Annotated in this window: 13 protein-coding genes; 7 read left to right on the top strand and 6 right to left on the bottom strand. The window is 73.6% G+C overall.

The window, feature by feature from the left end:
• Window positions 1-41 precede the first annotated feature (41 nt).
• The 5 genes from ACGF5U_RS01795 to ACGF5U_RS01775 all read right to left on the bottom strand — a co-directional run bounded on the left by ACGF5U_RS01795 (window position 42) and on the right by ACGF5U_RS01775 (window position 3,746).
• Window positions 42-701: a response regulator transcription factor gene (locus tag ACGF5U_RS01795; RefSeq protein WP_392713848.1), complete on the bottom strand. Its 660-nt coding sequence runs from the start codon at window positions 699-701 to the stop codon at window positions 42-44.
• Window positions 698-2,149 (bottom strand): sensor histidine kinase, encoded by a 1,452-nt coding sequence (locus tag ACGF5U_RS01790; RefSeq protein WP_392713850.1) that lies wholly within the window; start codon window positions 2,147-2,149, stop codon window positions 698-700. The genes ACGF5U_RS01795 and ACGF5U_RS01790 overlap by 4 nt, the downstream gene beginning before the upstream one ends.
• Window positions 2,130-2,561, bottom strand: coding sequence for a small hydrophilic protein (locus ACGF5U_RS01785; RefSeq protein WP_392713852.1), 432 nt, complete (start codon window positions 2,559-2,561; stop codon window positions 2,130-2,132). The genes ACGF5U_RS01790 and ACGF5U_RS01785 overlap by 20 nt, the downstream gene beginning before the upstream one ends.
• A gap of 143 nt (window positions 2,562-2,704) precedes the next feature.
• Window positions 2,705-2,986 (bottom strand): Lrp/AsnC family transcriptional regulator, encoded by a 282-nt coding sequence (locus ACGF5U_RS01780; RefSeq protein WP_126882976.1) that lies wholly within the window; start codon window positions 2,984-2,986, stop codon window positions 2,705-2,707.
• A 64-nt stretch (window positions 2,987-3,050) separates the two neighbouring features.
• On the bottom strand, window positions 3,051-3,746 hold the full coding sequence (locus tag ACGF5U_RS01775; RefSeq protein WP_392713854.1) for a rhomboid family intramembrane serine protease: 696 nt from the start codon (window positions 3,744-3,746) through the stop codon (window positions 3,051-3,053).
• A 202-nt stretch (window positions 3,747-3,948) separates the two neighbouring features.
• On the opposite strand from ACGF5U_RS01775, the gene ACGF5U_RS01770 reads away from it, so the two are divergent.
• From ACGF5U_RS01770 to ACGF5U_RS01750, 5 genes are all read left to right on the top strand, one after another.
• A complete protein-coding gene (locus ACGF5U_RS01770) occupies window positions 3,949-4,191 on the top strand; it encodes a hypothetical protein (protein ID WP_392713855.1) in 243 nt (80 codons plus the stop codon).
• A 50-nt stretch (window positions 4,192-4,241) separates the two neighbouring features.
• Window positions 4,242-5,606, top strand: coding sequence for an NYN domain-containing protein (locus tag ACGF5U_RS01765; protein WP_392713857.1), 1,365 nt, complete (start codon window positions 4,242-4,244; stop codon window positions 5,604-5,606).
• 322 nt (window positions 5,607-5,928) lie between these two features.
• Window positions 5,929-6,954 carry an NlpC/P60 family protein gene (locus ACGF5U_RS01760; RefSeq protein ID WP_392713859.1) on the top strand — a complete coding sequence of 342 codons (1,026 nt, stop codon included), beginning with the start codon at window positions 5,929-5,931 and terminating at the stop codon, window positions 6,952-6,954.
• Between the two features lie 261 nt (window positions 6,955-7,215).
• On the top strand, window positions 7,216-8,250 hold the full coding sequence (locus ACGF5U_RS01755) for an NlpC/P60 family protein (RefSeq protein WP_392713861.1): 1,035 nt from the start codon (window positions 7,216-7,218) through the stop codon (window positions 8,248-8,250).
• A 56-nt stretch (window positions 8,251-8,306) separates the two neighbouring features.
• On the top strand, window positions 8,307-9,584 hold the full coding sequence (locus ACGF5U_RS01750; protein ID WP_392713862.1) for a hypothetical protein: 1,278 nt from the start codon (window positions 8,307-8,309) through the stop codon (window positions 9,582-9,584).
• On the opposite strand, the gene ACGF5U_RS01745 is transcribed toward ACGF5U_RS01750, so the two are convergent.
• Complete coding sequence (locus ACGF5U_RS01745) at window positions 9,541-10,842, bottom strand: glycosyltransferase 87 family protein (RefSeq protein ID WP_392713864.1); 1,302 nt, start codon at window positions 10,840-10,842, stop codon at window positions 9,541-9,543. The two genes, ACGF5U_RS01750 and ACGF5U_RS01745, sit on opposite strands and share 44 nt — an antisense overlap.
• A gap of 122 nt (window positions 10,843-10,964) precedes the next feature.
• On the opposite strand from ACGF5U_RS01745, the gene ACGF5U_RS01740 reads away from it, so the two are divergent.
• Together ACGF5U_RS01740 and ACGF5U_RS01735 are read left to right on the top strand one after the other, a co-directional pair.
• Window positions 10,965-12,107, top strand: a complete 1,143-nt coding sequence (locus ACGF5U_RS01740; protein WP_392713865.1) for a glycosyltransferase family 4 protein — start codon at window positions 10,965-10,967, stop codon at window positions 12,105-12,107.
• A gap of 201 nt (window positions 12,108-12,308) precedes the next feature.
• A complete protein-coding gene (locus tag ACGF5U_RS01735; RefSeq protein WP_392713866.1) occupies window positions 12,309-13,973 on the top strand; it encodes a GMC oxidoreductase in 1,665 nt (554 codons plus the stop codon).
• The last annotated feature ends 60 nt before the right edge of the window (window positions 13,974-14,033 follow it).

The following is a 14,033-nucleotide window of genomic DNA, read 5'->3' as shown; positions in this document are numbered from 1 at the left end:
GGGTCCGGGGAGCGTCACGGCCTCCGGCCCGGCACGGCCCGTCACGGCATGCGGTACCCCATGCCCCGTACGGTCTCCAGCCGCCGCGCCCCGAGTTTCCTGCGCAGGGCGCGGACGTACACGTCCACGATGTTGGAGCCGGGGTCGAAGTCGTACCCCCAGACGTGCGACAGGATCTGCTCACGCGACAGCACCTGGCCCGGGTGGCGCAGGAAGAACTCCAGCAGCACGAATTCACGGGCGGTCAGATCGACGGTCCTGTTCTCCACCCGTGCCCGCCGGGTCCGCAGGTCGAGGCCCAGGTCGCCGCTTCGGAGCACCGTCACCTCCGGTGCGCGGGCGGCGGTGCGCAGCCGCAGCCGGACCCGTGCGAGGAGTTCCTCGAACCGGAACGGCTTGGTCATCCAGTCGTCGGCGCCGCCCTCCAGGCCGGCCACGGTGTCCCGTACGGAGTCCCGTGCCGTCAGCACGATCACGGGCACCGTCACCCGGGCCTCGCGCAGCCGGCGCAGTACGGTGAAGCCGTCCCGGCCCGGCAGGCCGATGTCCAGCACCATCAGGTCGAAGCCGCCGGTGACGGCGTGGTCGAGGGCGGTGTCGCCGTCCCTCGCGACGCTCGTCGTGAAGCCGTTGGCGCGCAGGCCCTTCTCCACGAAGGAGGCGATGCGCTCCTCGTCCTCGGCGATCAGGATGCGGTTCACGGGATCTCCTCCGGGACGGGAAGTACGAGTACGAACGTGGCGCCGCCGCCGGGTGTGGGCCGCAGCTCGACCCGGCCCCGCCGGTGGCCCTCGGCGATGGCCCGCACGATGGACAGGCCGAGACCGGCGCCGCTGGTCCCGGCCGGGCGGCGGGTCGTGCCGCGCCGGAACCGCTCGAAGATCAGCTCGGCGTCGGCCGGTGCGACGCCGGGCCCGCTGTCGGCGACGTACAGCTCGACCCGGTCCGGGGCGTCCCGGGAGCCGATCCGTACGGGGTCGCCGGGGGCGGTGTGCTGGACGGCGTTCTGCGCGAGCTGGACCATCGCCTGGGTGACGCGCTGCGGATCGAGCGGCACCTCCCGCTCCGACACCCCGTCCAGGATCCAGGTGCGCTCGCCGAGGGCGCGGGCCTTCACATAGACGTCGGCGGTCAGTTCGGCGACCTGGACCGGCTCGGGGGCCACGAAGTCGGGGCGTTCCGCCTTGGCCAGGAGCAGCAGGTCCTCCACGATGCGGCTCATCCGGTCGAGTTCGTCGGTGACCAGCCGTACGGTCTCGCGCTGCTCGGCCGGGTCGTCGCCCATCAGCTCCAGATGGCCGCGCACGATGGTGATGGGGGTGCGCAGTTCGTGCCCCGCGTCGTCCACGAACTGCCGCTGTACGGCGAACGCCCCCTCCAGCCGGTCCAGCATGGCGTTGAACGTCTCGGCGAGCGCGGCGATGTCGTCGCGGCCCTGCACGGGGATGCGCCGGGTCAGGTCCTGTTCGGTGAGCTCCGCCGCGGCCTTGCGGACCACGCGTACCGGGGCGAGGATGCGGCCCGCGACGGCCCAGCCGATCCCGGTCGTCAGCAGCAGCGCGAGGCCGGAGATGGCGAGCTGGGTACGGAACGCCTCGGCGGCGATGGCCTGTTCGGCGTCCGCGTGGAACGCGACGACGAACGCGCCCGGCGCGCCGGGCCCCGCCGGTTCGATGGCCACCTTGGCCCAGCGCACCTCGCCCTGTGGCCGTAACAGGATGCCCGAGCGGGCGTCGGACGCGAAGATCCGGGCGAGCGCGGACCGGTCGCGGTACAGGGCGAGGCCGCTGCCGCCCGGCAGGTCGCGGGGCTGGCGCAGCACGTCCGGGACGTGGCCCGACGGGGCGCGGGTGAGCCCCAGCAGCTCCTCGTCGGGGTCGGAGTACTGGCGCTGCAGGAACACCTGGAGCAGTCTGCGGGGCTCGGTGAAGCGGTTCCCCGTGCCCGGGTCGACGCCCTGGTCCACGAAGCTCGCGAACTCGCGGGTCTCCTGGGTGAGGATCATGCTGATCCGGTGGTCGACGTCGCGGAGCAGGATCGACCGGGTGATCATGGCGACGGCCGCGAGGGCGGTGCCCATCACCAGCAGCAGCCAGAGCAGGATCCGTACCCGGGCGGAGATGGGGCGCTCAGTCCTCCAGGTCGTCATCGTCGTCGTCCCCGGTGACCGGCGGCGCCGGTACGACCGTGTCCGTGGGCGTCCGTGCCGGTGTCCTGCCGGGCGCGGGTCCCGCCCCGGTGCCGGGGCGGGGGGCCGTCGTGCGGGGGGAGGGGCCGGTCGCGGACGGGCCTGCCGCGGAGGGCACGGCGGCGGACGGTGGCGCGGTGGCCGGTGGCACGGCGGTGGGCGGTGGCGCGGCGGACGGTACGGCGCGCGGCGGGCCGTCGGGGATCACACCGGGCGACGGGCTGCCGGGTGGGCGCGGTGTCGCCTCCAGCCGTACCGGCGGCGGCACCCTGGGCTGCTCGGGCGCCTCGTTCAGGGCGTAACTGGCGGCGGCGATGCCGACCGGGACGGCGACGACCGCGGCGAGGGTCACCATGCGACGGGTGAAGGCCATGGAGCCATCCTGGCGGCCCGGCGGGCCCGCCCGGATGAGCGGAGGATGAGGGCTTCTTCATGAAACCGGGGCCGTGGCCGTGCGCGGTTCCCCCGTGCAGGTGACCTTGGAACGACGGAACGAGAGAGTGACGGAGCGACGGCCTACGCGTCGAGGCCGATCGCGAACGCGGCCTCCAGGTCGTGCTGCGAGTACGTACGGAACGCCACGTGCGTGTCCGTCGCCTCGACGCCCGGGATCTTGCTGATCCGGCCGGGGATGACATCCGCCAGGTCGTCGTGGCGGGCGACCCGGACCATGGCGATCAGGTCGTACGTACCCGTGACGGAGAAGACCTCGCTGACGTTCTCCAGGGAGGCGATCGACTCCGCGATCTCCGGAATGCGGTCCACGCTGGTCTTGATGAGCACGATCGCGGTGATCACGGGCGTCCTTCTTTCTCGGTGGCCGCTGCTGGCGCCTCAAGCCTACTTGCTGGGGGTCCGGGGGTTATCCCCCGGGAATCGCGGCCGCCGTACGGCCGTACCGGGCCCACGCGTAGACGAACCCCACACCGAAGCCCACCAGGTGCGCCAGGTACGCGACGCCCGGCCCGCTGCCCGCTCCCCGCGCGGCCAGCCACTGCAGTACGAACCAGAAGATCAGCACCAGCCACGCGGGGAACCGCAGCGGCAGGAAGAACAGGAACGGGAAGAGGCTGGTGACCCGCGCCCTGGGGAACAGATACAGAAAGGCGCCGAGCACTCCCGAGATCGCCCCCGAAGCGCCCACCAGAGTCTGTTCGCTGCCCGCGTGCGCCGCCGCGTACGCCAGCAGCGCCAGGCAGCCGCAGCCGGCGTAGAAGAGGCCGAACTCCACGTGCCCCATGCGCTCCTCGGCCATCGCGCCGAAGACGAAGAGGAACAGCATGTTGCCCAGCAGATGGAGCCAGTTCCCGTGCACGAACAGCGCGCTGAACGGGCTGAGCAGGGCGTCGGGGGACGCGCTCATCAGCTCCGCGGGCACGATGCCCCAGCGCCGGAAGTACGCGGTCTGCGCCCCGAGCAGCGCGTCACCCGTGCCGTACGAGGCGTTCAGCCCGGACGCCGGCCCGATGACGAAGATGACAAAGCAGACACCGATCACTCCGTACGTCACCGTGGGCCCCGTGACCGCGCCCCGGGCCGCTCCCCGCCAATCGATCACGTACAGATCATGACGTACGGGTCGGGAGCCGGACAGAGCGCCTCGCCGAGGCGCGGAGCGGCCTCACCGGAACCTGCGACTCCACCCGCACAGGGGGTACCCGGGAGGCCGTAGGGTTACGGGCGTACCCCGGGGACCACCGCAGTCCGACGGCGCACCGCGGCACCCGCACCTGGCACGGCACGAGAAAAGGACGCTCACCATGACCACGGTTCCCCTGCCGACCGCCGAGACCCGCTGGCGCTGCACGCTGTGCGGCAACCTGACGCGCTTCGACGTGACACGGTCGTCCAAGGTCGTGGAGTACGTCCATCTGGACCTGGCGGGCGAGCCCAAGGTGGAGGAGCGCGAGGTGGTCAGTGAGACCATCGAGTCCGTCCGCTGCCGGTGGTGCAACGCGGTGGACCAGGTGGAGCTGGTGGACAGGCCGGGCGCCTCTTCCTGACGGAAGCGGTCCGGCGGAGCGAGAACGGACGGGTAGTGGGGTGACGGATCGTGGAGCAGCCCGCGAGCGACGCTGAGTCGGCCGGTGCGGCCGCCGACGCCGCGGAGGCGCTCGACCGCCCGCTCCCCGAAGGGGTGCGGCGCCGGGTCGTCGCCCTCGTCTCCGACGCCTTCGGTGGTCTGACGGTCGCCGAGCTGCCCGCCCCGCTGCGCCAGTACGCCCGGTTCACGCCCAGCAGGCGCGCCAAGTTCGCCGGCAACGCGATGGCCGCCGCCCTGGAGAGCGACCCGCTGTTCCGGCAGCGGATCGGCGAGCGGGTCAGGGACGGGCAGCCGGAGCTGGCCTCGGCCGTCGAGTCCGGTGCTCCGCCGGCCGCCGCCGACCCCGTCGACGTGGCGGCGGCCGCCTATGTGCTGCGTCCCGCTGGCTGGGTCAAGCTGGTCGCCGCCGCCGGTGAGGAGGCCCAGCGGGCGGACGCCGAACGGGCCGACGAGGCGGGGCGGCGCGAGCTGGAGCGGCTGCGCGAGGAGCTCGCCGAGGCACGGGCGCACACCAGGGCCGAGACGGAGCGGCTGCGGGCCGAGCTGGACACGGCGCGCAGGGATGCCGAATCGCTTCAGCGCAAGCTGCGCAGCGCGCAGAGCGATGTGAAGCGCGGTGAAGCGGCCCTGCGCCGTACCCACGCCGACATCGACGCGATCAGGGCCGAGGCGGCCGCCCAGGTCTCCGCCGCGGAGAGCGAGACCCGCCGTCTGAAGGCGCGGCTCGGCGAGACCGAGGCGGCGCTTGAGGCGAGCCGCCGGGCCGCCCGCGAGGGACGCTCGGTGGAGGACATGCGGGTGCGGCTGCTGCTGGACACCGTGCTGGAGTCCGCGCAGGGGCTGCGCCGTGAGCTGGCCCTGCCGCCCGTCTCGGTACGCCCGGCGGACACGGTGGACGCGGTGGAGCCGGGCCGGATGTCGCCCAAGGACATCGCGGCGCGGGCCCTGTCGGAGACCGATCCGGCGCTCCTGGACCAGCTGCTGGCCCTGCCGCAGGCGCATCTGGTGGTGGACGGCTACAACGTCACCAAGACCGGCTATCCGACGATGCCGTTGGAGAAGCAGCGGCTGCGGCTGCTCGGCGGGCTGTCCGCGCTGGCCGCCCGTTCCGGGGCGGAGGTCACCTGCGTCTTCGACGGTGCGGAGCTGGCCGCGCCGGTGCTGCTGGCGCCGCCGCGCGGGGTGCGGGTGCTGTTCTCCAAGCCGGGGGTGACGGCGGACGAGCTGATCCGTCAGCTGGTGCGCGCGGAGCCGCCGGGCCGTCCCGTGGTGGTGGTCTCCACGGACCGCGAGGTCGCCGACGGTGTCGCGAAGTCCGGTGCCAGGCCCGTCGCGTCCGCCTTGCTGCTGAAGCGGCTTTCGCGCGTTTCGTAACCCCTGGGCCTGATGCCCGGATTGAGGGGGCGGTGGTGGGACGTACCGTCAACTGCCCATGACGCAGCGTGGGGCGGCGGGAAAGAAAGTTGCTCCTGGGTGAGAATTTTCCTATGAGGATTTGAACTGATCACAGCTCGGTCACTAAGGTCAGGTCGAACCTTCGCGCGGTTGATCGCCCATCCGGGGCGACAGCGAAGGAACCGCCTAATCCGCGCGGTTCGGACTCGATTTCACGGGGGAGCCGGACGAGAAGCGCGGAGCCGGGGCAGCGACCCCCACAGCCCGGCTGGCGGCTCAGAGGAAGAAGGAGCTCGCCTCCGTGGCGTCCCACCGTCGACCCAAGCAGCCGAGCCGCACCCGTGTGACCGTGCTCACCGCCACCGCCGCCGCGGCCGTGGCCCTCACCTCCCAGACCGCTCAGGCCGATCCGACGCCGAGCAAGAACGAGGTCAAGGCGAAGGTCGACAAGCTCCACCACGAGGCCGAGGAGGCCACGGAGCAGTACAACCTGGCCGAGGAACGCCGGGGCAAGCTCCAGAAGGAGATCAGCGCCCTCCAGGACAAGGTGGCCCGTGGCCAGGAGGAGCTCAACACCCTCCGCGACGGCATCGGTTCGGTGGCCAGCGCCCAGTACCGCTCCGGCGGGATCGACCCGTCCCTCCAGCTCTTCCTCTCCTCCGACCCGGACACCTACCTCGACAAGGCGTCCGCCGTCGACCAGCTCAGCGCCAAGCAGGCCGAGACGCTGGAGGCCATCCAGGCCAAGCAGCGCACCCTGGCCCAGCAGCGCGCCGAGGCGACGACGAAGCTCGCCGACCTGGAGGACGTGCGCAAGACCCTCGGCGAGAAGAAGAAGAAGTTCCAGGGCAAGCTCGCCGAGGCGCAGCGGCTCCTCAACACGCTCACCGCCGAGGAACGGCGGAAGATGCAGGAGGAGGAGCAGCGCGCCAGCCGCGCCGCCGGCGAGCGCGTGAACCTCGGCAACGAGGTCCCGGCCTCCCAGCGCGGCGCCGCCGCCCTCAACGCCGCCGCCACACAGCTCGGCAAGCCGTACGTGTCCGGCGCCGAGGGCCCCAACTCGTACGACTGCTCGGGCCTGACCCAGTGGGCGTACCGCCAGGCCGGTGTGGCCATCTCCCGCACCACCTACACCCAGCAGAACGACGGCACGAAGATCGGCCGCAGCCAGCTCAAGCCGGGCGACCTGGTCTTCTTCAACAGCCTGTCGCACGTGGGCCTGTACGCGGGCAACAACACGATCCTGCACGCCCCGAAGCCGGGCGCGGTCGTCCGCTACGAGTCCATGAACTACATGGGCACCTTCCAGTTCGGCGTGCGCATCTGACCCGCGTTTCCCTCCGAACGCGCCCGACACACCCGGGACGCGCCTCAAGCGCGCCCGTTCGGGCGAATTACCGCCCTCCAGACTGACGCCGCGCCCCGCCGGTGACCTGTGTTCTCCCGGCGGGACGTCATTTCGCGTGCCCCACGGGGTCTTTGGCCCCGCCGTGGTCGCCCGGCTACTGTCTGCCTCCGCAACAGCCTGCGTGCGGCGGCAAAGCCTGCGCACACGCGTACACGCGTACAGCGGAAGGGAGCGCGGTCCGTGGCGTCCCATCGCCGGTCCTCACACCCGGGTCTCACCCACAGCGCGAAGGTCACCGTCCTGTCGGCCGCGGCGGCCACCGCGGCCGCCGCGTTCGGCGCCGCCCCGGTGCACGCCGAACCCGGCGACAGCCTGGAAGCCACCAGGGCGGGCGTCGACCGGCTCTACGCCGAGGCGGAGAAGGCCACCGAGGCGTTCAACGAGGCCGACGAGCGCGCCGACCTCCTCCGCGAGCAGGTCTCCCGCGCCCAGGACAGCGTCGCCCGCGGCCAGGAGCGCATCAACCGGATGCGCGGCGCGCTCGGCTCCGTGGCCGGCGCCCAGTACCGCTCCGGCGGCATCGACCCGGCGCTCGCGCTCATGCTGTCCGAGAACCCCGACACGTACCTCGACAAGGCGGCCGTCCTCGACCGGATCAGCGAGCGGCAGGCCGACGCCCTCGCCGACCTCCAGCGGGCACAGCGCAAGCTGGCCCAGGAACGCGCGGAGGCCACCGGCGCCCTCGCCGAGCTGGAGCGCAGCCGGGCGGCCGTCGCCCGCCACAAGCGCACGGTGGAGAAGAAGCTCGCCGAGGCGCGCGCCCTGCTGAACGCCCTGCCCGACGACGAGCGCGACGCCTTCGACCGGGCCTCCCGCTCCGGGGACCGGAGCGACGGGGCGCTGCCGTCGCTGTCCGGCGAGGCGGCCTCCTCACGGGCGGCCGCCGCCGTGATGGCGGCGCGTTCGGCGGTCGGCAAGCCCTATGTGTGGGGCGCCACGGGGCCGTCCGGGTTCGACTGCTCCGGGCTGATGCAGTGGTCGTACGCGCAGGCGGGCGTGAGCCTGCCGCGCACCTCGCAGGGCCAGCGCAACGCCGGACGGCACGTCCCGCTCTCCCAGGCCCGCCCCGGCGACCTGGTGACCTACCGCTCCGACGCCAGCCATGTCGCGATGTACATGGGCAACGGCCAGGTCGTGCACGCCCCGTACCCGGGCGCCCCCGTGCGCTACGACCCCGTCGGCATGATGCCCGTCTCGGCGGTCACCCGGGTGTGAGGGACCGGGCGTGACGGAGTGGGGGCACCGGCCCGGTCCGACCGTACGATCGGGGGATGGCCGGACAGGGACAGCGGTGTGAACAGCGGGGCGGGACCCTCCGGGGCCGCCGCGCCCGCCGGGTGCCCTCCGGCTCCTTCGGCTCCGTTTTCACCGTCCACGGCGTCCGCCGCGCCCTGGTCGCCCTCGCCGCCGTCGGAGCCGTCCTCCTCACCGGCTGCACGGCCCCGGGCGCCGCGCCGCCCGACGCGGACACCCGCGCCATCCAGTCGGCGCTGGACCGCCGCGCCGCCGCCGTGCTCGCCCATGCCACGTCCCCGCACGACCCGGCCGCCCGCGAGTTCGCGAACCTCGCCGACGTGCCGCTCAGCTCCTGGTCGTACCGGGTGACGTCGGTGCGCCGCACCGGTGACCTGGCCACCGTGCGGGCCGAGCTGTCCCACCGTGTCACCGGCTACGACGAGGGCCCGGTGACCGGCGAACGCGTGCTGGAGCTCGCCCGGCGCGACGGCGAGTGGGCCGTCACCGGCGACCGGCCCGCGGCGGGCGGTGCCCGCCAGCTGTGGCAGCAGGGCGCCGTCGAGGTCGTCCGGGGTCGGCGCAGCCTGGTCCTCGGTGTCGGCCAGGACCAGGAGCGGCTCCGCGCCGTCGCCGCGGTCGCCGACCGGGCGGTGCCCGCCGTCTCGGACGCCTGGCACGAGCGGTGGGCCGGGCGCGTGGTGGTGCTCGTACCGCGGTCCGTGGACGCCATGGGCGAACTGCTCGGCGAACCCGGGGCCGCGTACCGGGGCATCGCCGCGGTCACCACGGGCCGGGTCGGCGGCGGGGCCGGGACACCGGCCGACCGCGTGATCGTCAACCCCGACGCGTACGGCGTGCTCGGCGCGTTCGGGCGGGAAGTCGTCCTCACCCACGAGACCGTCCATGTGGCGACGAGGGCCCACACGTCGGCCGCCACGCCGCTGTGGCTGTCGGAGGGCTTCGCCGACTGGGTGGCGTACCGGGGCACCGAGCGCACCGCCGCGCAGAACGCCCCCGAGCTGCACCGCGCCGTCGTCGCGGGAGACGTGCCGGCCGCGCTGCCCGAGGACGGGGACTTCGCCTTCGGCGGCGACGCCGACGCGCTCGCGCGGGCGTACGAGTCCGGCTGGCTGGCGTGCGACCTGATCGCCGAACGGTGGGGCGAGGCGAAGCTGACGGAGTTCTACCGGGCGGTGGGCGCGCATCCCCGGCGGGAGGGCGCGGTGGAGAAGGCGCTGGGCCAGGTGCTGTCGACCACGCCGGAGGAGTTCAGCCGCGACTGGCGGGACCACCTGCGCCGGGAGCTCGGCTGAGCAGCGCCTCCTCGCGGGGTGCCGCCGAGGCGTGGACGACCGGCGCGGGCGCTCGGTCGGCGGTGGCCCGCAGGCGCGGCTCCGTGACGGTCTGGAGCCACAGCTGCCGGCAGGCGGTCAGGCTCGCCGCGACCAGCAGGCCGTTGCGGGCGAAGAGCAGGAGCAGCCCGCCCGCGTCGCTGTCGACGACGTGCGAGAACCAGACGGGGAACTCCAGCAGCGTCACTCCGGTGGCCACCAGGACGAGCCGGGCCGCCGTCCGCATCCGGCTCGCCCGGAACACCAGGCACACGGCGGCGAGACCGACGAGCCACAGCATGTACTGGGGGCTGATCACCCGGCTCGTCGTGGTGAACAGCAGCACCGCCGCGAAGGCGGCGTCGGCGAGCGTCGACGGGCCGAACTCCCGGGCCCGCAGCCGCCACAGCAGCAGCCAGCCGAAGGCGAGGACGGTCAGCAGCAGGGCGGCCCTGCTGACCAGGGGGACGTACGGGCCGAGGAACTCCACCGAGCCGTAGTTGAGCCGTATCTCGCCCTCCCAGCCCCCGAAGTACCGTGCCACGTGGAAGACGAGCGCGCCCAGCGACTCCACCTCGGTGCCCCGGTCCCGCTGGAAGGTGAGGAACGCGAGCGCGCCCGGCATGGCGGCCATGCACAGGAGGAGCACGCCGACCCCGGCGGCCGCGGCGGCGGCCCAGGAGCGCCGTATGACCCGGCCGCGCGCCGTGCCGACCAGCAGCAGCGCGGGCCACACCTTCAGCAGCGCGCCGAACCCGGCCAGGGCCCCCAGGGCACCCGGGCGGCGCGCCCCGGCCAGCAGGGCGGCGACGGCGACGGCCGTGACCATCACGTCGTAGCGGGCGTACGCCGTGGGGCCGAGCAGTGGGACGCCCGCGATCCACACCCACGCGCCCGCGCGGGTCTTGCCGGGCCGGCCGCCCGCGTACGCCAGCAGGCCGAAGGCCACGGCGTCGCAGGCGAAGGCCAGCAGGAAGAACGCCGACGCGTAGTCCAGGAAGGGCAGCAGACCGGGGGAGAGGATCGCGAGGGCGGCCGCCGGCGGGTACTGCCAGGTGACGTCGTCCAGCGGGTACGTGCCGCCGCTCAGCACGTCGTACCAGCCCCGGTAGATCACCGAGACGTCCGTGGTGACGTCGGGGCCGGGCACGACGACGACCTTGAAGACGAAGAGCAGGAGAAGGGTTCTGGTGAGCAGCCAGGCGGCGATCGCGGGCCGTATACCGCTCAGAAGCTTCATGCCTACCTCGTCCGTGTCCGTGGGCGTACGTCGGTATTCGCTGTCGTTCGCCCGGCGTGGGTGGTGCCGGGCGGGGGCTGTGCCGAGCGGTGCGGCCGTGCCGTTCGGTACTGTCGGCAGCGATGCACAAGACCTTGATCGTAACGAACGACTTTCCGCCCAGGCCCGGCGGGATTCAGGCGTTTCTGCACAACATCGCGCTCAGACTCGACCCCGATCGGGTCGTCGTGTACGCGTCGACCTGGAAGCGGGGCCGGGAGGGCGCCGCCGCGACCGCCGCGTTCGACGCCGATCAGCCCTTCACCGTGGTCCGCGACCGTACGACGATGCTGCTGCCCACGCCCCGCGTCACCGACCGGGCCGTCGCGCTGCTGCGCGAGCACGGTTGCGCGTCGGTGTGGTTCGGCGCCGCCGCCCCGCTCGGGCTGATGGCCCCCGCGCTGCGCCGGGCGGGCGCGCGGCGGCTGGTCGCCACCACGCACGGCCACGAGGCCGGCTGGGCGCAGCTGCCCGGGGCGCGGCGGCTGCTGCGGCGGATCGGCGAGGGCACCGACACGATCACCTACCTCGGCGAGTACACGCGCTCCCGCATCGCCGCGGCGCTCACACCCGAGGCCGCGGGGCGCATGGTCCAGCTGCCGCCGGGCGTCGACGAGAAGACGTTCCACCCCGGTTCGGGCGGCGACGAGATCCGCGGCCGGCTCGGCCTCGCGGACCGCCCGGTCGTCGTCTGCGTCTCCCGGCTGGTGCCGCGCAAGGGCCAGGACACCCTGATCAGGGCCATGCCCGCGATCCTGGCGAAGGTCCCGGACGCCGTCCTGCTGATCGTCGGCGGCGGCCCGTACGAGAAGCAGCTGCGCGCCCTGGCGCGGGACACGGGCGTGGCCGGTTCCGTACGGTTCACCGGCGCGGTCCCCTGGGGCGAGCTCCCCGCGCACTACGGGGCCGGCGACGTCTTCGCGATGCCCTGCAGGACCCGCAGGGGCGGCCTGGACGTCGAGGGGCTCGGCATCGTCTACCTGGAGGCGTCCGCGACCGGTCTGCCGGTGGTCGCGGGCGACTCGGGCGGCGCCCCCGACGCCGTACTGGACGGCGAGACCGGCTGGGTCGTGCGCGGCGGTGTTCCGGAGGAGTCCGCCGACCGGATCGTGACGCTCTTGCAGGACCCGGAGCTGCGCCGCCGCATGGGCGAGCGCGGGCGGGCGTGGGTCGAGGAGAAGTGGCGCTGGGACCTCCTGGCGGACCGGCTCAGGACGCTGCTGTAGCACGGCGCGCGGGCCGGCCGGGCGGCACCGGGTACGGGCGGGGAGCCCCGGGGGCGGGGACAGGGACGGGGGCGGAGGCGGCTCTGGTGGGCGGGTGCGGGCGGGCGGCGCGCCGGCGGCCGGAATCGTGGTCTTGACGGCCCGGGAACCGGTACCCCGCGATGTCTGGGCGGAAGCCCGTAATCCGCGCATGCTGCGGCTATGAACTCACATCTGACGCGCCGTCACCTCCTGGGTCTCGGCGCCCTCCAGACGGCCGCCGCGCTCGGCCTCACCCGTATCGGTCCGTCCGCCGCCGCCCCCGCCAGGGGCACGGCCGACCACAGCCCCGCGCTCGTCGTCGGAACCGGCTACGGCGGCGCCGTGGCCGCCCTCCGGCTCGGCGAGGCGGGCATCCGCACCACCGTCCTGGAGATGGGCGCCCTCTGGGACCGGCCGGGACCGGACGGGCGGGTCTTCTGCTCCACGACCGCCCCCGACCACCGCTCCATGTGGTTCCGCACCCGCACGGAGGCGCCGCTCGCCACCTTCCTCTGGCTGGACGTCGTCAACAAGGACATCAGCCCCTACCCCGGCGTCCTGGACCGCGTACGGCACGGCGACATCAGCGTGTACGTGGGGCGCGGCGTCGGCGGCGGCTCCCTGGTCAACGGCGGCATGGCCGTCACGCCCGACCGCGCCTACCTCTCCCAGGTCCTGCCGTCGCTGGACGCGACCGCCATGTACGGCACGTACCTCCCGCGCGCCCGCGCGATGCTGGGCGTCAACAGCGTCGACCCGGCCTGGTTCGAGTCGACCGACTGGTACCGCTACACCCGTGTCTCCCGCGCGCACGCCGCCCGCACCGGCCTCGCGACCACCTTCGTACCGAACGTGTACGACTTCGGCCACATGCGCCGGGAAGCCGAAGGGACCGCCGTGAGATCCGCGCTGGCGGGCGAGGTCATCTACGGCAACAACCACGGCAAGCGCAGCCTCGACCGCACGTACATCGCCGCCGCGCTCGGCACCGGTAACGTCACCGTCGAGACCCTCCACCGGGCCCGCGCGCTGCGCCGGGAGCCCGACGGCCGCTATGTCGTCACCGCCGACCGCATCGACACCACCGGCAGGGTCGTCGCCACCCGCGAACTCGCCTGCGACCGGCTCTTCCTGGCCGCAGGCAGCCTCGGCACCACCGAACTCCTGCTGCGCGCCCGCGAGACCGGCGCCCTGCCGGACCTCGGCGAGCACATCGGCACCGCCTGGGGCACCAACGGCAACGTCATGACCGGCCGCGCCAACCACCTCTGGGACACCGTCGGCGAGAAGCAGTCGACCATGCCCGTCATGGGCATCGACAACCGGGCCGATCCCGCCAACCCGGTCTTCGCCGAGATCGCCCCGCTGCCCACCGGCCTGGAACACTGGATCAGCCTCTACCTGGCCATCACCCGCAACCCCGAACGCGGCGGCTTCCGCTACGACGCGGCGACCGACACCGTACGGCTGCACTGGACCCGCGAGCAGAGCCAGGTCTCCGTCGCCTCGGCCAAGCGGCTCTTCGACCGTGTCAACGCCAGGAACGGCACGATCTACCGCTACGACCTGTTCGGCGGCAACCGCGCCTTCGCCGACGACTTCACCTACCATCCGCTGGGCGGCTGCCCGCTGGGCCGCGCGACCGACGACTACGGCCGGGTCAGAGGTGCCCCCGGCGTGTACGTCACCGACGGAGCCCTCATCCCGGGCTCCATCGGCGTCAACCCGTTCCTCACGATCACCGCCCTGGCCGAACGCACCATGGACCGCGTGATCGCCGAGGACGGGACGCCGGGCCCGGCGGGGCGGAGGGTCCCGACCGGGCGGCGGGGACCCACGGGATGAGCGGGGCCCGGACGGTGCTCGGAGCGCTGACGGTGAGCGGGGCGCTCACGGCGCACGGGG

Source organism: Streptomyces sp. NPDC047886 (assembly GCF_043204435.1).
Lineage (GTDB): Bacteria > Actinomycetota > Actinomycetes > Streptomycetales > Streptomycetaceae > Streptomyces.
This window is presented reverse-complemented; position numbering and strand designations above follow the sequence as displayed.

What these genes read in the sequence shown, in the direction of transcription:
- ACGF5U_RS01790 (WP_392713850.1), bottom strand. Translation starts at nt 2,149, where the DNA reads ATGACGACCTGGAGGACTGAGCGCCCCATCTCCGCCCGGGTACGGATC.
- ACGF5U_RS01785 (WP_392713852.1), bottom strand. Translation starts at nt 2,561, where the DNA reads ATGGCCTTCACCCGTCGCATGGTGACCCTCGCCGCGGTCGTCGCCGTC.
- ACGF5U_RS01770 (WP_392713855.1), top strand. Translation starts at nt 3,949, where the DNA reads ATGACCACGGTTCCCCTGCCGACCGCCGAGACCCGCTGGCGCTGCACG.
- ACGF5U_RS01750 (WP_392713862.1), top strand. Translation starts at nt 8,307, where the DNA reads ATGGCCGGACAGGGACAGCGGTGTGAACAGCGGGGCGGGACCCTCCGG.
- ACGF5U_RS01745 (WP_392713864.1), bottom strand. Translation starts at nt 10,842, where the DNA reads ATGAAGCTTCTGAGCGGTATACGGCCCGCGATCGCCGCCTGGCTGCTC.
- ACGF5U_RS01740 (WP_392713865.1), top strand. Translation starts at nt 10,965, where the DNA reads ATGCACAAGACCTTGATCGTAACGAACGACTTTCCGCCCAGGCCCGGC.
- ACGF5U_RS01735 (WP_392713866.1), top strand. Translation starts at nt 12,309, where the DNA reads ATGAACTCACATCTGACGCGCCGTCACCTCCTGGGTCTCGGCGCCCTC.